Source organism: Flavobacterium johnsoniae UW101 (assembly GCF_000016645.1).
GTDB lineage: Bacteria > Bacteroidota > Bacteroidia > Flavobacteriales > Flavobacteriaceae > Flavobacterium > Flavobacterium johnsoniae.
This window is the reverse complement of record NC_009441.1, coordinates 5,257,944-5,275,672: the sequence shown is the minus strand read 5'-3', so window position 1 is coordinate 5,275,672 and position 17,729 is coordinate 5,257,944. Positions and strand designations below refer to the sequence as shown.

The 17,729-nt window shown below is 33.6% G+C and carries 19 protein-coding genes; 16 read left to right on the top strand and 3 right to left on the bottom strand.

Annotated elements, in window-relative coordinates; all coding sequences use genetic code 11:
• The first annotated feature begins 439 nt into the window (after positions 1–439).
• The 3 genes from FJOH_RS22620 to FJOH_RS22610 all read left to right on the top strand — a co-directional run bounded on the left by FJOH_RS22620 (position 440) and on the right by FJOH_RS22610 (position 2,349).
• A complete protein-coding gene (locus tag FJOH_RS22620) occupies positions 440–703 on the top strand; it encodes a helix-turn-helix transcriptional regulator (RefSeq protein ID WP_012026345.1) in 264 nt (87 codons plus the stop codon).
• 332 nt (positions 704–1,035) lie between these two features.
• Positions 1,036–1,548 (top strand): hypothetical protein, encoded by a 513-nt coding sequence (locus tag FJOH_RS22615; RefSeq protein WP_012026344.1) that lies wholly within the window; start codon positions 1,036–1,038, stop codon positions 1,546–1,548.
• A 3-nt stretch (positions 1,549–1,551) separates the two neighbouring features.
• Positions 1,552–2,349: a hypothetical protein gene (locus FJOH_RS22610; protein ID WP_012026343.1), complete on the top strand. Its 798-nt coding sequence runs from the start codon at positions 1,552–1,554 to the stop codon at positions 2,347–2,349.
• Between the two features lie 199 nt (positions 2,350–2,548).
• Here FJOH_RS22610 and FJOH_RS22605 read toward each other — a convergent pair whose 3' ends face one another.
• The gene (locus FJOH_RS22605) at positions 2,549–3,778 is read right to left on the bottom strand and encodes a hypothetical protein (RefSeq protein ID WP_012026342.1); all 1,230 of its coding nucleotides are present in this window, start codon (positions 3,776–3,778) and stop codon (positions 2,549–2,551) included.
• Between the two features lie 383 nt (positions 3,779–4,161).
• Between FJOH_RS22605 and FJOH_RS22600 the strand changes: the two genes are divergently transcribed.
• From FJOH_RS22600 to FJOH_RS22590, 3 genes are all read left to right on the top strand, one after another.
• Positions 4,162–4,452 (top strand): hypothetical protein, encoded by a 291-nt coding sequence (locus tag FJOH_RS22600; protein ID WP_012026341.1) that lies wholly within the window; start codon positions 4,162–4,164, stop codon positions 4,450–4,452.
• Positions 4,453–4,553: 101 nt separating this feature from the next.
• Positions 4,554–5,471: a hypothetical protein gene (locus FJOH_RS22595; RefSeq protein ID WP_012026340.1), complete on the top strand. Its 918-nt coding sequence runs from the start codon at positions 4,554–4,556 to the stop codon at positions 5,469–5,471.
• Complete coding sequence (locus FJOH_RS22590; protein WP_012026339.1) at positions 5,468–6,109, top strand: hypothetical protein; 642 nt, start codon at positions 5,468–5,470, stop codon at positions 6,107–6,109. The genes FJOH_RS22595 and FJOH_RS22590 overlap by 4 nt, the downstream gene beginning before the upstream one ends.
• A gap of 371 nt (positions 6,110–6,480) precedes the next feature.
• Here FJOH_RS22590 and FJOH_RS22585 read toward each other — a convergent pair whose 3' ends face one another.
• Both FJOH_RS22585 and FJOH_RS22580 read right to left on the bottom strand, forming a co-directional pair.
• Positions 6,481–6,657: a histone H1 gene (locus tag FJOH_RS22585; protein WP_012026338.1), complete on the bottom strand. Its 177-nt coding sequence runs from the start codon at positions 6,655–6,657 to the stop codon at positions 6,481–6,483.
• Between the two features lie 78 nt (positions 6,658–6,735).
• Positions 6,736–8,409 (bottom strand): helix-turn-helix domain-containing protein, encoded by a 1,674-nt coding sequence (locus FJOH_RS22580; RefSeq protein ID WP_012026337.1) that lies wholly within the window; start codon positions 8,407–8,409, stop codon positions 6,736–6,738.
• 332 nt (positions 8,410–8,741) lie between these two features.
• On the opposite strand from FJOH_RS22580, the gene FJOH_RS22575 reads away from it, so the two are divergent.
• The 10 genes from FJOH_RS22575 to FJOH_RS22530 all read left to right on the top strand — a co-directional run bounded on the left by FJOH_RS22575 (position 8,742) and on the right by FJOH_RS22530 (position 17,729).
• The gene (locus tag FJOH_RS22575) at positions 8,742–9,347 is read left to right on the top strand and encodes a hypothetical protein (protein WP_012026336.1); all 606 of its coding nucleotides are present in this window, start codon (positions 8,742–8,744) and stop codon (positions 9,345–9,347) included.
• A gap of 337 nt (positions 9,348–9,684) precedes the next feature.
• Positions 9,685–10,554: a helix-turn-helix domain-containing protein gene (locus tag FJOH_RS22570; RefSeq protein ID WP_012026335.1), complete on the top strand. Its 870-nt coding sequence runs from the start codon at positions 9,685–9,687 to the stop codon at positions 10,552–10,554.
• A 56-nt stretch (positions 10,555–10,610) separates the two neighbouring features.
• Positions 10,611–11,804, top strand: coding sequence for a protein kinase family protein (locus tag FJOH_RS22565; RefSeq protein WP_012026334.1), 1,194 nt, complete (start codon positions 10,611–10,613; stop codon positions 11,802–11,804).
• A gap of 198 nt (positions 11,805–12,002) precedes the next feature.
• Positions 12,003–12,464 carry a hypothetical protein gene (locus FJOH_RS22560; RefSeq protein ID WP_012026333.1) on the top strand — a complete coding sequence of 154 codons (462 nt, stop codon included), beginning with the start codon at positions 12,003–12,005 and terminating at the stop codon, positions 12,462–12,464.
• A gap of 128 nt (positions 12,465–12,592) precedes the next feature.
• Positions 12,593–12,928 (top strand): DUF4134 domain-containing protein, encoded by a 336-nt coding sequence (locus FJOH_RS22555; RefSeq protein ID WP_044048028.1) that lies wholly within the window; start codon positions 12,593–12,595, stop codon positions 12,926–12,928.
• Positions 12,929–12,940: 12 nt separating this feature from the next.
• The gene (locus tag FJOH_RS22550) at positions 12,941–13,255 is read left to right on the top strand and encodes a DUF4133 domain-containing protein (RefSeq protein WP_012026331.1); all 315 of its coding nucleotides are present in this window, start codon (positions 12,941–12,943) and stop codon (positions 13,253–13,255) included.
• 32 nt (positions 13,256–13,287) lie between these two features.
• Positions 13,288–15,759, top strand: coding sequence for a TraG family conjugative transposon ATPase (locus FJOH_RS22545; protein WP_044048026.1), 2,472 nt, complete (start codon positions 13,288–13,290; stop codon positions 15,757–15,759).
• Between the two features lie 9 nt (positions 15,760–15,768).
• Positions 15,769–16,452, top strand: coding sequence for a hypothetical protein (locus FJOH_RS22540; protein ID WP_012026329.1), 684 nt, complete (start codon positions 15,769–15,771; stop codon positions 16,450–16,452).
• Between the two features lie 15 nt (positions 16,453–16,467).
• On the top strand, positions 16,468–17,082 hold the full coding sequence (locus FJOH_RS22535) for a hypothetical protein (RefSeq protein ID WP_012026328.1): 615 nt from the start codon (positions 16,468–16,470) through the stop codon (positions 17,080–17,082).
• 11 nt (positions 17,083–17,093) lie between these two features.
• Entirely contained in the window at positions 17,094–17,729 is a 636-nt protein-coding gene (locus FJOH_RS22530) for a hypothetical protein (protein ID WP_012026327.1), read from the top strand.

Here is a 17,729-nt window from a genome sequence, read left to right as displayed (position 1 = left end):
TATTTTATTGGGGAAACAAAAAAATTGACCCTTATTAAGGGGGTATTAAAATAAAGGATTTTAAGTAATTCGTTCTCATCAATAATTTATTTTATGATAATTGAACGATGTCTTTCAGAAAAGTAATGAAGAGAAACAATAAGGCGAACTTCAAAACTTTGAAAAGAGGTACCGCTAAGAACCCTACAATCGAAATTGTAGTCCACAAAGATTTACATGAAGTCCGCCCTATTAGATATTTTACAAAAATAGTAAAATCTAATAGATATTGGCGAACTCATATCTTCTCATGTGGAATTTTAGCGGTTTTCTTTCATGAGAGACATCATCAATCAAGTCTTATTAGACTTAATTAAAATTTTATGTCGCAAAATTATAAATACAAATATATAAAAGTTTTACGTTAAACGCAAAACTTTTGAAAATAAATTTTTTAAGAATGAAATTAAACAGATTAAAAAAAGTCTTTGACGATCAGAAAATTAAGAACCGAGTAATTGCTAAATATTTAGGGAAATCTGAATCGACTATATCTTTATGGCGTAATAATAAAAGACAACCGAACCTTGAGGAATTTTATCAAATAGCGAAACTTTTGCGTGTAAATATACATAGCTTGATAGAACCTACTAATTGGAAAGAAGAAACCTCAGAAACTTATGAAGATTTTGCTAAGAGGTATATAGAAAAAAACAATAATTAAAGTTCAAATTATATTTGTACAATTGAAATTAGATCAAATATTTATTGCAAATAAATATCTATAAATTTGATATGTAATAATAGAGAAAAAGAACTAAAGGCTGGTGCGAGTGTCACACTCGTGAACAGAATAAAAATCAATACATTTTTCTAAATTTAAAAGGATAAGCATATATAGATCCTGCTTTATCATTTGTAATCTTTTTTGGTTATTTTTGAAAATATATAATACGAAACAAACATTCGTATATACACTCAATTTTGGGTAGATTGGCGCTACTTTGTAGCGTATATAAATAAGTTGGTGGCAATTTTAACGAAAAACGAAAAATTATGAACAAAATTTTATTTTTACTTATTTTTATTTCTCAAACTTCTATTTCTCAAACATTAAATGATTTAGATTTAAAAAATGGTTTTAGGCATTTCAAATTTGGCAGTAGTCCATCTTTAATTAAAAATATTGTCAAACAAGAAAACCAAGCATTTCAAAATCCAAATGTTGTAGTTTATGACTATGTTGGTACTGATATTAATAATATTTACAATGAAAAAGTTGAAAGTATAAGTTTAATCTTTTTCAAAAATAAACTTTTTAATATCTGTGTGAATTTTGGAGATTTTGAAACAAGTGATTTTAAAAGAATTTTATATGCATTAGAAAAAACTTATGGTAAAAAATGGGTAGAACCTACTAACAAAGAGAGCATAATATTAAATGGAGCGATTTGGGCTGGAAAGAATGTGGTTTTAGAATTGTTTAAAATGGATTCTTTATATAATGGAGGATATATAAATGTTTATGACATAAAACTTACAAACGCAATGTTTTCAAGTGATTTTTAAAATATGTCGTTCAAAAAAGAAATTCCAGACGATTTAACTAAGCAACAAAAAGAACAACTTGTTGCATACATTGGATATTCTGACTCTGATTGGTGTTTAGTCGGTCAATACGAAAATGCAATAGACATGTTAGTAAATCAAATCATTGAAGAAAAATCTAGAGTTGATCTTATTGCACATCCTCTACTTTATCTTATTAGGCACTCAATAGAATTAGCACTAAAAGAAAATATAAAATATTTAAACAAATACAGTAAAATAGGTATTGAGAAAGATTTTAAAAACCATAAATTAAGTGGTTTATTTTCTGTTTTTGAAAAGCATTATGATAAAATTGCAACAAATCAAAATTTCAAAGCTGAATTAAGTTCAGATTACGAGAAATATACAAATGATTTAAAAAATTTAATTGAGTTTCTTGGTGAAGACCAAAGTTCTTTTAGATACACATTTACACATAAAAACAATGCAATTTTTAATCATACGGATAAATTAAATATCATTGAGGTAAAAAAAATATATGATAATTCGCTAAAATTTTTGACTTTTACAGCTGATGTAATTTCACCATTTACAAATTATGCAGATTATATAGAAACTGATAAGTCTATAATAAATGATAGTTTAGGATTTGTTCTATATGTTTTTGATAATCATAAAAAAAATTGGTTAATCGAAAAACTGAATGAAAAGTTTAAAATAATTACAGGTAAAAATGTTTGGTTTGATGAAAAAGAAAATTATTTTTTGCACTTAAAAAATAAAGATAAAAAATGTTATGTTATACCAATGAACAAATAAAAACTGCCACCAACAGCCGTTACACGAGATTTGGGTATTTGGCTGAATTTAAAAATTGGTTTGTATTTGGAAAATTTGTGTTTAACCGAAAGATTACGCATCTTTAATCCCAAACCTCGTGTAGCGCCAGAACGTTATGTGGCATACTAGACAATCCCGGTAAATTCAACAATTGAGAACATTATAACTTACCTTAAACTTATTTTAAATTTGTTTTCAAACGTATAAACTCTTGCATAACCGGATTCATATATCTTGGTAATACTCGCTCGCTCGATTTTGAAAACATTATCGAACTAATATATTTAAAATCATTAATTTGCTTTGTGTCATATGAATGTGATTTAATTGCTAAATGTTTATCAATCATATAAAATGCTAATATCTCGTTTTTAGCATGTTCTATCCTTTCACGACTGTCCAGTTTACTTACTTCATCTAAATCGTAAATATACATTTCTGTAACGAAAAGGACATTAACTATTTTATCTGCTTCAATTCGTCTCGCAATTTCATTAAATTTTCTGTATACAGTAGTTTTGATCGAGAATCCGAAAGTAACTAATTCAAACGTATCATCACTATATAATATCAGGTAAGTCGGTAATAGCGATTTTCCCATTTGGAAAATCACCACATGCATAAGTTCAAATTTACTAAATAAGTCGCCGTTAGGATACATTTCATTTAGATTCTCAATTGGAACTCTAATCTGACCTGAACCAGACTGCAGAGCAACTCGAGAAGCTTTTTCAAAATATTCTTTTTTACAGTAAAATACGTAGTCATCAACGAAGAGCATATCTTTAGGCACCTGATAGAAATTCATCTTATCTATTTTCCTTTCGAGTTCATCGGATAATTTACAATCTTCATTGATTGCCTTTTTCATCTCAGCTAAGAAGAGTTTCATTTGATTTATTCCCAAAATCAAATTATCATATAAATCTTCACTATGACCATACTCAAAAAATAAAAACTCTGCCGAAAACATCACTTCCAATTGACCGGAGTTCATAAATGTTGTCCGCAACGACTCAACTATAGTTGAAATTTCTACATCATTATCAATGGTAAAAATTAATTCAGGTAATGACAACGGAATCTGACCAGAATAGATACTAATAACAATCCGCTTTTCTAGATCAAAAGGTTGTTGTTTAATTACCTCGTTACGTTTTTCGACAAACCATTTACCGAAATTATTAACTAGATATTGATCGCGTAACTCTTCGTAAGTAGGCATGAATTGTGTTTTAGCCAAAGACTTTTGAAGCACAAAAGTGACATTCCTATACTCTGAAAAAAAATTATCCAAAAAACTTATATTGTCGAAGAAGTTTGTTCCTTTTTTAAATTTTTCTAAACTGCTTAAGGCACTATAAAATTTATGCAGTGCAGGATATAATAAGCCTCTTGAATTGTTCATTTTATCTTGTATTAAAAATTAAAGATATGAAAAAACGAATCTAATATCTATTATGTATGCATTTGTGCTTTGGAAAAGTTTAGGTTGATAAAGTACGCCACATAACACACGCTACAAGCAATTTGGGTATTAGGCTTAATTTGAAATTGGTTTTGTATTTGGAAGATTTGGCAAATCCGAATAATGGGCTTAATTTAGTCCCAAACTGCTTGTAGAGCGAGAACGTCAGGCTGTGAAAAAACCTCTGAAAATTTAGGAAGTATTCGGAGGGCTACCAAAGAAAAAACTCAAATACGGGATTCTCAAGAGGGTAATTTTAGTTTTTTCACAGACTGACGTTAGCGGCAACCTAAAAAAAACCGAAGAAAATAGTCTTATAAAATATGATTTCAACAATTTCAGATTTTTTAGAAGAATTCAAAAAAAATGCTTTATCAAAAATTGACCAAGAAGAAAAAGATATAACCCATACACCAACGATTGGGAACATATTTGAGGGCTTAACTGCAAATATATTAAACAAGACAATTTTTAAAGGATTAAACTTAAAAATTGTAAATAATAGTTTTATAGGTACCGGTAACCATAAAATTAACTTTTACAGGGATTGGGATTTTGGCTACCGCCAAGATACCAAGCTGGTCGACCACGCTGGTCAAAAATGGCTGTTTTAGCACAACTTTTTTATTATATTTGAGGTAATACAAACGAAGGTTTTTTCACAGACTGACGTTAGGTGCCAGTTAAAACCAAAATCAGGAATAAAATTATATATATGCAAGCACTTTTACAGCACAAAACAAATCGTAAACATTTTCTTCTAATAGTTGCGTTGTTGTTTTTATTGATTATGGTAATTAGAATATTTGTAATGCCTCAATACCACGCGATTTCCCCTAGTGAAACCCCTGAATATATAAAATATATTGAAAATATTCTCGATAATCTAACAACTTCATTATTTGTATCAGTCTTTATAGGACTATTTTTATTTTATATTGAAGTACCTAGTTCCGAGAAAAAACATGAAATTATTGCCCCAAATCGTTTGAATGAAATTTTTTCAAAAAATCAATTAAATACAGATTTTTGGTATTTTTCCGGTGGAGCGGGTAGATATACTCGAGCTGAAACTATCCCAAAAATTTCAAAAAATTCAAAAGTTCAAAATGAGCATAAAACAATTAAGATTCTTTTAATAGATCCGATGGATGATAAACTATGTAAAAGTTATGCGAACTTTAGGAATAGTTTGAATTCTTCAAAAAATGAATGGAATCTTAATTATGTTAGGAATGAAATCATTGCCACTATTTGTAATGCAGTAATACATAAAAGTTTAAATCAGATGTTAGAAGTTGATATCTTTCTAAAAAAAACTTTTTCTACATTACGTATTGATCTGAGCAAAAATAATTGTGTCGTAACAAAGGAAGATAAAAAGGAATTTGCATTATTGATTCCAAATGACACATTTTTATACAAAACATATAAGGAAGAAATATTACAAGTAGCAAAACAATGTGAAGAGTTAGATATGCGTTGTGTTATGCAAGACCTTGATATTAAAGAAATCAAACCAAGTGAAATTGAGGAAATTTGTTTACATTTTCATTTCAACTCAAAATTAGAGGAAAAAAATTTCATAGAAATCGCAGGAATTATCAATAAAAACAATAATCCCTATAAATGAAAGATTTATATGAAAATTTACGAGATTCTTATAAAGAAAAAAATATTGCTAAAATAAAAAACAATATCAATCATATTTTAAATAATCTTTTAAATACCGATTTTTTAGAACAAAATTTGAGGTATCATCCGTTAGGATTTATATATTGTAGATTACATGAGTTTGAAAATAAAGAAAATATTAGATTACATATTTGGAATAAATTTTCGAATATCCAAACTTCATCTATGGATAAACATAATCACTTTTATGATGTTAACAGCTATGTTGTTAAGGGACAAATTATAAACACATTATATGCTTTAAAGGAAGATGAAGACATTAATTACTATCAATATAAGGGTAGCTACATTAATTCTGATAAAAGAATATTAACAAAGACAAATATTGGAAATAAACTAATTAAAATTAGTAGTACCATAATCAATTGTGGAGAGTTTTATAGAATCCCTAAAGAACATATTCATTCTGGTGGAGCAATTGGAGAGAGTATTACGATTACATATTCCGAAAATCCTGAAAACCCCACTCCTTTAATATTTGGAGAAATCGATGGAGAAAATGAGTATATTTATGAAAGTCAAAAAGTATCAAATAGTATTGTTAAATATATAAGATCGCAAATAACCGGCACCTAACAGCTAAGGGTTCGTTGCGTGCGTAGCACGAACAATGAAACCCGTGTTGAACTGAACTGCTGAGATTCCTCAACTATGGGTTTTTCGTAAAGATTTTACTGATAAGCAGAATACTTCTCTCCAGCCCCGATTGCAGCGGAAATCCGTTTCTGCCGGGGTCCGGCACAAAAGATTACAGCGCAAAGCGGGAGAGGCTGCCAGATAAAAAGCCTTGAGATTCTGCTTCAAAAAAGCACTGCTGTCATTCAGTTTAAAAATATCAGCAAGGACCAGCCATTAGAATCAGCATAAAAAGAACTAAAAACAGGCATAAAAAATGGGGTTTAAAAACCCCATTCTCTTCTTTTAAAAGTAAGTAAGACTGCCAAAAATTATTTCTTAGACTCCTCAATAGAAACTTTTCTAAACTCTTTTAAAAGTTTTTCAATTTCCAAAGTTGATTTACGAGCTCTTGCTCCAGCAGCTTTTACACCTTTCTCAACTAGAGAATCTGATTCTGTTTTAAATGTTTCGATTTCTGCGTTGATTTTTGCAACTAGATCTTTCATGATACAATTTTTTTAAATTTAATCGGGCAAAAGTAAAATTTTGCCTTAAATGAAAACGGTATTATTATAAAAATATTTTCATGAATTCTCTTTTTTCAATTCCTTAAGGAAATAACTGAACGAAATTCCTGTTTTTGAGTGGAATGCATTAGTAAACCGGGGAGTGGAAGTAAAACCGGCTTCCTCCGCCAGTGAGCCTATGGAGTAATTTCTATGCATGCTTGAGTTTCGCAGCAGTTCTACCAGATAATCAATTTTTAGGTCATTGATATAGTCAGCAAAACGCTTGCCGCTGCGATGGTATATCACTTTTGAGAGGTATTTACTGTTAGTATTAAACCTTACAGTTAAAGTGGCTAGTGTTATCTCTTTGTGCAGGAATTTTTTGTCCCTTTCAAATTTTTCAAGGTGTCTTATTATCTGCTGTACAGTCTCCTGGGAAATATCGGTTATTTCGAATTTATCGGTTGCCTGTTTTTGTAAGCTGCTCTGTTCATTTTTTTTCAGAAGCAGATCAAATTTGATCTTATTGCGCTTTTTAGTTTCAAAATGGTTATAGGTCCCGTAAATGACAGCGGAGAATAGAACGACAACCACGCTGATCAAAATAACATCATAATATTTCTCTTTTACAAGCTGCTGCTGTATTTTTTCTTTTTCAAGGAGAATTTCCTTCGTGTCATATTCCTTGTGAATTTTGCCCATTAGGTACTTATTGGTATCTGTTAATACAGAATCTGCTTTTAAAAGCTGGTCTATATAATACAACTGAGATTTCAGGTTATTTTCTTTCTTGTAATATTTAATCATTAATTCAAAAACTTCTCTTAAATCCGGACGAATGTAACCTTTCTCAATAAATACTTTTTCCACCTTTTTAAAGTAAGGAACTGCTTTTGCCTGACGCTGTAGTTTCCAATAGTTTTTTCCAATGTAAAAATTGGCAATTGATTCATTTGCAAACTCTGTCATGCTGTTTAACTGCGGCATAACTTCCTGAAGCAGTTGAATAGAAGTGTGATAATTATTTAGAAAGAACTGGTTGATTCCTTCGGAGTGCTTAAAAAATAATTCCATCTCGGGAATCTTAAGGCGCTCACATTCTTTAATTCCTAAAGCATTAGTTTCAGAGCATTTACTGTAATCTCCAATCTTGTTGTAACAAACACTAAGTGAGTGCAGTGAATTTAAATAGGGGCGGGGCTGATTTTTTTTAAAATATGTAACGCATTCATTAAAGAGTGAAATAGCCTCATCATAGAAGCCGAGATAATATTTAATCTGAGCAATATGATATTTGGTTTTGTAGATCAGGTAATCATTTTCGGTTTTTGAAATGCTTTCATTTGCTTTAATATAATAATCATAGGCTTTTACATAGTTTTTCTGGCTGTAATAGACTATTCCTTTGGATAGCTGAGCAGATCCGATCAGTTCATTATTTCTTGACTTTACAGCTGTCTGCACCATGCTGTCTGCGTATTTTAAACGGAGAATCATAGGTGACTGATGCAGCATATTTTGATATGCATTAACTAACTCTTCATGATTCTTTTCACTGCGCGCTTTTCTTAAATAGGCATATAAATATGGAGATGCTTTCAGACTGTCATTTTTGTATTGATAAATTTTATCATCCAGATATCCATAACTTTTAAAAATAAGGGAATCAGGAATTGTGCTGGGAGTATTCTGGGCAGTTAAAGATTTAATTAGAAATAGAAGCAGCAGTACCGATAAATTACATTTCATAATACACAGAAATTTTGAGTTTATGCTCTGATGAAAGCATAAATCAGATTAATAAAAAAAAATGTAGAGGCCATTGGAGAGCAACTTTCAAAAATAATGTAATTATTTGAATTTCAATATTTAATGTAAGAAAAATACATTATTGATTTCATGGAAATCGATAGTGGATTTTCCGAAAATCCACATACATGCACTTGATTTATGATTTTTTGCAATTTAGATTTGCCTTGAATTCAACAGCAAAAGATTCAGTAAAGTACTGAGCAAAAGTTCTGCTGGCCCGGGTAAAATGGACTGAGACAAGTTCTCAATTAACCAAACCATTTTGCATTATGAAAAATTTATTATTAACTGGTTTAATTATTTTATTAGTTTCATGTTCAAATGACGATTTTGACAATTCTGATTTAAGATTGGTTTCCAGCCAAGCAATCAGCAAAGAGAAAACTGCAGATTTTAAAAATGGGTCTGCTTTAGAGGAAAACTTTAAGGAAGTTCAAGCGGGAGATTACGTACTTCTAGTTCCTGCCCAATTAAAAGAAAAGATCATTTCAGTATTAAAAGCCCAACCTGGGCGAAATGAACTAAAGACTTTTGAGAAAGGCACTTCTGCTTTAGATACAATTTCTTCTACGGAGGATCCTGTCTCAACATTATTTATAATTGTTGATGAAAGTACATTGGGATCATCATTGAAACTTGATATGAAAGGGTATATAGTCAGTCTCGGAAATCTTCGCAGCCAGCAGTATCACATCGTGGATGATTTTATAATTCAATACGAGATTTCAAAAAGACAGGATTCAACACTTCTAACAGACGAAAAGGAATCCATTTTATCTATTTCTTCAATTTCGGAAGCAGTTTTATTTAGTGAAAAGGACAGAAAGGACAGAGATTGGGAGACATCCACCACCAGTAGGAGTACCGGACATTAGTGATGTAACGACGTGATTGAAGTTGAATCACTTCCTGCTTTAATATAGTTGATTAATAATTTTCTAATCTATCTGATTTATGAAAAAGAGAGCTTTGTTTTATATTTTATTGTTCCTTTTTAATCTTTGCAGCCTTTATTTTATAATGAAGCTTTTTGCTGCTGATCAGCTGGTTCAGTTCGTACTTTACGAGGACAATATAATTGAGAGTCCGAGATTAACAGCGTATATTTTATACGTCTGCTGTTTGTCTAATTTATATTTCCAGTTTTTTACATGGATGGAATATTTTTTCAAGGATGAAATTTAAAAGGAGATCTAAACTAAAAGAACAAAAATGATTAGAGAAATCTTAAATACTGAGATTAAAAGCATTGAAAATGATGGTATTGATGTAGTATACATTACAGACTATAGGGCAAAAAATATTGTACCGGTCCCATTTTCCATTTCAAATTTTTCCGTGCTTTTAATCAAAAGTGGTAAAATGAATATCAGATTTCATGACGAAACTAATATAGTTAATCGGAAAGATTTATTGGTAATCCCATTTAATTCCATATGCACCAAGCTTGAAGCTACGGATAATATCCAGCTATATCTTATAAGGACAAATTTTGATTTTGCATTTAATAATTGTTATGAGAAAGAGCTTTCGGATGCTTTTAGTTTTCTAATGTTAAAATCAGATCGAAAGATTAGTCTTCAGGAAACGGATTTTAAGGTTTTGTCACTTATTTATAAATTAATGTATTTATTGCAGAACAGCAATGACAAACCGGAAGTAATTACTAAGCTGCGCCGGATATGCTTTAATTTATTTATATATGAACTCAAGTATATACATTCGAAATATAAACCCGACTTAAATCTTGACTTTTCAAGAAGGGAGAGCATTGTAATACAGTTCCTGACTCTACTATCAATACATTTGAGAAAACAGCATCATGTTCAGTTTTATGCAGGAGCATTATTTATCACTCCAGGACATTTGAATAAGATGGTAAAAGAAAGCACAGGTAAAACAGCTAAAGCATTTATAATTGAAGCTCTTGTCAATGTTTCAAAAAATCTTCTTACGGACTCAAGCTATTCCGTGGCTAATATTGCCGATGAATTAGAATTTAGCAGCGCTGAAAACTTTGGCGTATTTTTTAAAAGACATACCGGTATGCTGCCAACCGAATTTCGTTCTAATAAAAAATAAACTGCCAACACAGCTCCTTATTCTGCCAGAGATTGTTTAATTAAAACGATAAGACGATGATTAAAATGTATCCTTTGGAATGGTTTGATTCGTTGATTATAAATTCATTTGATGCTGATAATTCTTCTTTAAAAGTATCGGAATATGAATTGGAGAGTTTGAGAAAAACAATAGTATCTGAATCAAAAAAAATTAAAATTCATATTAAAGATTCTTTTTTCGAACTGAAAAGTAAAAGGCAGATTAGACTTCTTATAAGAAAATATCATTCTTCATTGGTTTTTTTAATAGACAGGGTAGTAGAAATAAGAAAGATCGAAAAATTCAATTCTCCTGAATTTTTTAGAATATTTGACCTGATCGTTAGTTCGCTGGATGATTTGCTGTCATTTGTAGAAATCAGATATTCGTCCTTTATGAGTTTGGATCAAAGGGTGTCCTACAGCTATTTTTCAATTTGGAAAAAAGAAGCACTCGAGGTTTTAAAGAATCTGATTAAAAAAAAAGAAAATACCGGGGAGAATGATCTCGAATTGGAGTTTGTTGTCGATCTTCTTGCGGCGCCACTTCAAAACAGCATAAAGAGCAAGTATACCTATCGCCAGATTTTGTATTATAGGGAGATAATCATGGAACTTGAAAAATTAAACGATCAAGTTACGGAATCTGAAGGTTTTTCAAATCTGGATCTTGTGCTTATAAGAATGAATTTTAATTCCAGAGAATATACCGAGAGACTGGTTAATAGAATAGGCAGGTATTTAGAAGGTTTTGAGAATTTATCTGAAAGACTTGAAAAGCTGCTGTACTTCTGCAAGAAACTGTCTAAAATAAACGCAGATTTAAAATTAACCTTTAATCCATCTCAACAGAATCTTATCTCATTTTTGGAATACTGGTTCTCCAGCGAAATCAGATTTGCTGAAAAAAAGGCCGCAATTCTAATGCAGGAACAGATTGATGCTTCTGTCGGAAGTGAATTTGTAGAGCAGGCAGATTCAAAACTTGAATGTATACTTTCAGGAGATCAGATTGGACTTATTTTAAGGGCGACAGATGAGGCGAGAATTATTAAGGCCAAGTCTATGAACTACATATTTAAAAGTATTGTGCCTTATCTCTCTACTCCAGTAAAGAGAAATCTTTCGTACCAGTCAGTGAGAAGCAAATCATATAATGCGGAAGAGCGTGATAAGGAAATTGCGATTGAAAGTCTTGAGAAAATAATCCGTAAGATAAAAACGTATTAGATTTGATTGTCGTGTATAATCTGACAACCCTTCAAATTCGGGCATTTTGAAAGGGTACAAGAAGGGTACAGAAAAGTTGTACTTGTAGAAAATTTATTCTTATCGTTCCTTTGACCTGTAGAATAAATCCCATCAACATTTAACGGATGGTGATTTTCATAGAGGAGGATAAAATGTTGAACGATAAAATGAGGAGCTATGTTTACAAATATTTCATGGGGCAGTTATCTGACCGCGGCTGGTATTGCCATAATTTTCTGGTATCTAATAATCTTACTGAAATTTCACAGTAGTGATTTAAAAAAAATCTTATCAGGTGAAAAGAAACTGCAAATACCATTTTTAAAAAAAACTTCTAAAAATTTACAGGATATAAAATCGATATCCGATTCATTTCCGAAATCTTTTGATACCCTGGAAGATGCGGAAAATCTATCGCTGCGTATTAAAGAAGCAGTTAAAGAAAGTGCTGAAAAACGACTAACAAAACAGCAGTTTCAAAATTACCTGCGAATGCTTCTGGATGAATATCCTTATGTCAAAATTTCCTCCCTCAAAGAAAACATTAACCAACAAATGGTATTTGAATCTCAAAAGCATCCCAATCTGCTTTTAACGCTCAGTGAGGCAGACAGTCTTTGGGAAGGACCGGTATTTTAAAAAATTCAGAGGAGGAATATTCCCCGTTCTCTCTGGTGCGGTATGGCTTTATGTGACAGGAAAAATAGAGCAGCAACGGCGGTATTCCTCTTCTTTTTATTAAAGAATAACTTTAAAAATGATTTGTGATGAAAAAATGCAGATGGAAATTAAAAAGTCTTTTTAGACGATTTAGAGTTATGGGATCGTCGCTCCTGATGATTCTGGTTAGTAATGTTATTTACAGCCAGGATGGTGTGGCGGGCATTAATGAAGCCAACCAGAAAGTGAGAAGTTACTTTGATGCCGGCACTGAATTAATGTATGCAGTAGGAGCTATCCTCGGGCTGATAGGGGCAGTAAAGGTATACCAGAAATGGAATGCAGGAGATCCTGATACTGGAAAAGTCGCAGCAGCCTGGTTTGGAAGCTGTGTGTTTCTGGTGGTGGTAGCTACGGTCATTAAATCCTTTTTCGGGGTTTAAACGATAGAGAAGATGAGTAACAGCGTTTATTCGATCAATAAAGGAATCAATCAGAGTATAGAATTTAAGGGACTTAAAGCGCAGTACATCTGGTATTTAGGTGGAGGTGTTGTAGGTCTTATGATTCTGTTTGCTGCCCTGTATATAATTGGGGTTCCTTCCTTGCTATGCATTGGTTTTATTGGAACGGCGGGAGTTTTTCTTGTTTTTAAAATATACAGAATGAGTAATACTTACGGTGAATACGGCATGATGAAGGCTCTGGCTAAAAAACAGATCCCTAAGTGGATTAAAGTTTACAGCAGATCAGTTTTTATGAAGTTATAGCTACAGAACGTTAATGATATAATGTAGAAAGGATGGAGAAGAGGATGGAAGAGCAGCTGCCGGTTATGGCAGTGGAGCATGATTGTATTTTATCAAAACAGGGCGATGTAACTATAGTTTTTAAGGCAGAACTGCCTGAAATTTTTACGCTGTCAGACCAGGAGTATGAAGCTTTCCACCAGTTATGGATAAAGGCGTTAAAGGTGCTGCCGAAGTTTTGTGTTTTTCATAAACAGGACTGGTTCTTAGAAAATGCTTATAGAGCTGATTTTTCAAGTGAAGACAGCAGTTTTCTGACCAGAAGCAGCGAGCGTTTCTTTAACGAAAGACCATTTCTGGATCATTCCTGCTATATCATGCTGACCAAGAAACCGGCGGGAAGAAGAAATGCAACCTCATTGTTTTCTAATCTGCTTAGAAGTTCCATAGTTCCAGAGGAAACCTTAAAACCGCAGCTTCTGCAGGATTTTGCAGATACCTGCGGCCAGTTTAAGAGAATTATGGAAGACAGCGGATTTATAAAGCTGGAGCGTCTGCAAAATGAATCGCTTAGAAGCGAGAGCAGAAGAATCGGGCTGGTGGAAAAGTACTGTTTTTTATCAGAGCGGGAAGATTCATTCGTTTTTAAGGATATAAGGTTTGATGAAGGATTAGCAGTAGGGGATAAACACTGCCAATTGTTTACACTTGGTGATGCAGCTGATCTGCCTGGATTATGCGGATCGAGAATCAATTTTGACCGCTATTCAACCGATAAAACCAAATTCAGCGTTGGTTTTGCTTCAACCCTCGGGCAGCTTTTATCCTGTAATCATATTTACAATCAGTATATCTTCATTGAGGATTCACAGAAAACCATTCAGAAGCTGGAAAGCAAGCGACTCAGACTGCAGTCACTCTCTGCCTACAGCCGGGAGAATATGATTGCCAGGGATGCGACGAATGATTTTCTGAACGAGGCATTATCACAGCAGAGGCTTCCGGTTAAAGCCCATTTTAATGTACTGGCCTGGAGCACGGATATGGAAGACTTGAAAGAGATTAAAAACAAAGTGTCATCAGCTCTTGCCCAGATGGATGCAGCAGCGAAGCATGAAACAGTAGGAGCTCCTCAGATCTATTGGGCTGGAATGGCGGGAAATGCAGCGGACTTTCCCATGAATGACACCTTCGACACCTTTACCGAACAGGCGGTATGCTTTCTGAATATGGAAACGGGATATAAATCTTCGCTGAGTCCCTGCGGTATCAGGCTGGGAGACAGGCTGACAGGAAAACCAGTTCATGTTGATATCAGCGATGAGCCTGTTAAGATGGGAATCTGCACCAATCGCAATAAGTTTATATTGGGACCTTCGGGCAGCGGCAAGTCCTTTTTTACCAATCATATGGTGAGAAGCTATTACGAGCAGGGAACGCATATTGTGCTGGTGGATGTCGGGCACAGCTATAAAGGGCTCTGCGATATGGTAAACGGTTATTATTTTACTTACGATGAAAAGAATCCTATCCGTTTTAACCCATTTTATATTTCAGAAGGAGACAGTCTGGATACGGAGAAAAAAGAGAGCATTAAAACGCTTCTGCTCGCACTCTGGAAAAAAGACGACGAAACCTTTAACCGGAGCGAGTATGTAGCACTCTCAAATGCGCTGCAGCTGTATTACGAGAAATTGGATGTTAACACAAATATATTTCCCTGTTTCAATAGCTTCTATGATTTTCTGAAAGAGGATTTTATCTCAATTTTGGAAGGCGATAAAGTAAAGGAGAAGGACTTTGACGTGAATAATTTTCTCTATGTGCTTAGGCCTTATTACAAGGGAGGCGAGTTTGATTATCTGTTGAACGCGACAGAAAATCTGGATCTTCTAAAAGAAAGGTTTATTGTCTTCGAGCTGGATAATATCAAAGACCATCCGATTCTTTTTCCAGTAGTGACCATCATAATAATGGAAGTTTTTATAAACAAGATGAGAAAACTTAAGGGTATCCGAAAAATGATACTTATTGAGGAAGCATGGAAAGCCATAGCAAAAGAAGGGATGGCCGATTATATAAAATATTTATTTAAGACTGTGCGTAAATTCTTCGGGGAAGCAATAGTGGTAACTCAGGAGGTTGAGGATATTATTTCTTCACCTGTTGTAAAACAGGCTATTATCAATAATAGCGACTGCAAGATTCTTCTGGACCAGAGCAAATATCAGAATAAGTTTGACCAGATTCAGGAGCTGTTGGGACTTACAGACAAAGAAAAGGCACTTGTACTTTCTGTAAATAAAGCCAATGATCCAGCCAGGAAATACAAAGAAGTGTTTATCTCTCTGGGAGGGATGCTTTCAAAGGTCTATAGAACCGAAGTTTCGCTGGAGGAATACTTAGCTTATACAACAGAGGAAAGCGAGAAAGTGAAAATGAATGCCTATGCGAAGAAGTTTGGCGGGGACATAAAGAAAGGAATAGCCGCAATGGCTCAGGATATGAGAAATGGAATTAAATAAAAAGGAATAATGAAAAAGAAATTAATAGTCGTGATGGTCTGCCTGCTGCTAGTGGGCACCTCGGCAAGACCTGCGGAAAAAGTTGCGGTATTGCCGATACTGGAAATTGTAAAAGCTGTTACGAAAAAGGTGATTAAAGCAATTGACCTGAGAATCCAGCGGCTACAGAATAAAACGATCTGGCTTCAGAATGCACAGAAGCAGGTGGAAAATGTACTTTCCAAATTGAAGCTCGATGAGATCTCGGACTGGACTCAGAAACAGAAAGATCTTTACAAAGGCTACTATGAAGAACTCGCAAAAGTAAAGTCAATTATTACCTACTATCAGAGGATAAAAGAGATTATCAAAAAGCAGACACAGCTTGTTCAGGAATATGAAAGAGCCTGGAATCTTTTTAAGCAGGATACCCATTTTAAAGACAGCGAAATCCAGTATATGGAGCGCGTATATACAGGAATACTCGAGGAAAGTGTGAAGAATATCGACCAGATTTTTTTGATTCTGGATTCTTTTGCCACCCAGATGGGCGATCTCAAACGTCTTGAAATCATCAACAAGGCTGCTGATCAGATTGATGGGAACTACGACGACCTTACAATGTTTAACCAGCAGAACATACTGCTGAGTCTTCAGAGGGCCAAAACAGAAGCAGATGTAAACCAAGTGAAACAATTTTACGGAATTCCATAATTCAATAAAACAAACATGAAAAAGATAGCTGTACTACTAGTAGCGCTCTGTGTTTTTAATCAAAGTGTGAGCGGGCAGACAAAGCAGAGGAAGGAACTAATCCTTCAAATAGCGGCACTTCAGGTTTATATTGACTATGCAAAGAAAGGATATTCGGCAGTATCAAAGGGGCTTAATTTCATAGGTGATGCCAGAAAAGGAGAGCTAAACCTGCACGGTGATTATTTTACCTCACTTTTAAAAATCAATCCAAAGGTTCGGAATTATTATAAAACTGCTGAGATCATTTCCATGCAGTTTAAAATAATGAAACTCTGTAGAAAGACTTTGGCAGATCTTAAAACTGCTGATTTGTTTTATGGTAATGAACTGGACTATATAGAGAGGTCTTTTGAGAAACTTCTTCAGAACTGCAGCCAGACTCTTGACCGGCTGCTTGTTATTACCACAGATGCAGAACTAGAGCTAAAAGATGACCAGAGGCTTGAGCGCATTGATCTTCTGCACAAAACTATGCTGGAGGATTATAATTTCTGTCTTTCGTTCAGCAGGGATGCCAGACTGCTGTCGGTTTCAAAATCTGCCGATAAAAAGGATTCTAAGAATGTTGATGAATTATATGGATTATAAATTAAGCTACTATGAAAAAGATTTTGATTTTGACAATATTGATCACTTTGTTAATGATTCCAGTTAAATCAATGGGGCAGTCAGCAGAAATTCAGCAGCTAATTTTGAATATCGAAAAGCTATCCCAGTTCAAGAAAATTCTAAGTGACATGAAAAAGGGATATGAGCTGCTTTCAGGTGGATACAAAACGGTGAAAGATATGACTGAAGGAAACTTCAGCCTGCATAAAACTTTTCTAGATGCGCTTATGCAGGTAAGTCCAGCGGTAAAGAATTACAAAAGGGTAGCAGAGATAGTAGAATATCAGATTTCAATAGTCAAGGAAAGCCGCAACGGAATGAACCGATTTATAAAAAGCGGAAATTTCAGCGGACAGGAAATAAATTACTTTGAGAAAGTTTACGGAAACCTGCTTAATCAGAGCCTGCGAAATCTCGATGAACTTACGATGATCATAACAGCAGATAAGCTCAGGATGTCGGACGACGAAAGACTAAAGGCAGTTGACGATATCTATGAGCAGATGCAGGATAAACTGCTTTTTCTCAGAAACTTTAATACCACGTCGAACGTGCTGGCTCTACAGCGGGCAAGGGAGAAAAATGATGTTTACGCGTCAAGAGGATTACAGACATTTAAAGACTAA

Excerpts from the sequence above, each read along its gene's own strand:
- FJOH_RS22565 (WP_012026334.1), top strand. The coding sequence starts at position 10,611 with ATGATTAAAATGTATCCTTTGGAATGGTTTGATTCGTTGATTATAAAT.
- FJOH_RS22550 (WP_012026331.1), top strand. The coding sequence starts at position 12,941 with ATGAGTAACAGCGTTTATTCGATCAATAAAGGAATCAATCAGAGTATA.
- FJOH_RS22605 (WP_012026342.1), bottom strand. The coding sequence starts at position 3,778 with ATGAACAATTCAAGAGGCTTATTATATCCTGCACTGCATAAATTTTAT.
- FJOH_RS22555 (WP_044048028.1), top strand. The coding sequence starts at position 12,593 with ATGAAAAAATGCAGATGGAAATTAAAAAGTCTTTTTAGACGATTTAGA.
- FJOH_RS22595 (WP_012026340.1), top strand. The coding sequence starts at position 4,554 with ATGCAAGCACTTTTACAGCACAAAACAAATCGTAAACATTTTCTTCTA.
- FJOH_RS22540 (WP_012026329.1), top strand. The coding sequence starts at position 15,769 with ATGAAAAAGAAATTAATAGTCGTGATGGTCTGCCTGCTGCTAGTGGGC.
- FJOH_RS22570 (WP_012026335.1), top strand. The coding sequence starts at position 9,685 with ATGATTAGAGAAATCTTAAATACTGAGATTAAAAGCATTGAAAATGAT.
- FJOH_RS22560 (WP_012026333.1), top strand. The coding sequence starts at position 12,003 with ATGTTTACAAATATTTCATGGGGCAGTTATCTGACCGCGGCTGGTATT.
- FJOH_RS22615 (WP_012026344.1), top strand. The coding sequence starts at position 1,036 with ATGAACAAAATTTTATTTTTACTTATTTTTATTTCTCAAACTTCTATT.
- FJOH_RS22600 (WP_012026341.1), top strand. The coding sequence starts at position 4,162 with ATGATTTCAACAATTTCAGATTTTTTAGAAGAATTCAAAAAAAATGCT.
- FJOH_RS22610 (WP_012026343.1), top strand. The coding sequence starts at position 1,552 with ATGTCGTTCAAAAAAGAAATTCCAGACGATTTAACTAAGCAACAAAAA.
- FJOH_RS22580 (WP_012026337.1), bottom strand. The coding sequence starts at position 8,409 with ATGAAATGTAATTTATCGGTACTGCTGCTTCTATTTCTAATTAAATCT.
- FJOH_RS22535 (WP_012026328.1), top strand. The coding sequence starts at position 16,468 with ATGAAAAAGATAGCTGTACTACTAGTAGCGCTCTGTGTTTTTAATCAA.
- FJOH_RS22545 (WP_044048026.1), top strand. The coding sequence starts at position 13,288 with ATGGAGAAGAGGATGGAAGAGCAGCTGCCGGTTATGGCAGTGGAGCAT.
- FJOH_RS22530 (WP_012026327.1), top strand. The coding sequence starts at position 17,094 with ATGAAAAAGATTTTGATTTTGACAATATTGATCACTTTGTTAATGATT.
- FJOH_RS22585 (WP_012026338.1), bottom strand. The coding sequence starts at position 6,657 with ATGAAAGATCTAGTTGCAAAAATCAACGCAGAAATCGAAACATTTAAA.
- FJOH_RS22590 (WP_012026339.1), top strand. The coding sequence starts at position 5,468 with ATGAAAGATTTATATGAAAATTTACGAGATTCTTATAAAGAAAAAAAT.
- FJOH_RS22575 (WP_012026336.1), top strand. The coding sequence starts at position 8,742 with ATGAAAAATTTATTATTAACTGGTTTAATTATTTTATTAGTTTCATGT.
- FJOH_RS22620 (WP_012026345.1), top strand. The coding sequence starts at position 440 with ATGAAATTAAACAGATTAAAAAAAGTCTTTGACGATCAGAAAATTAAG.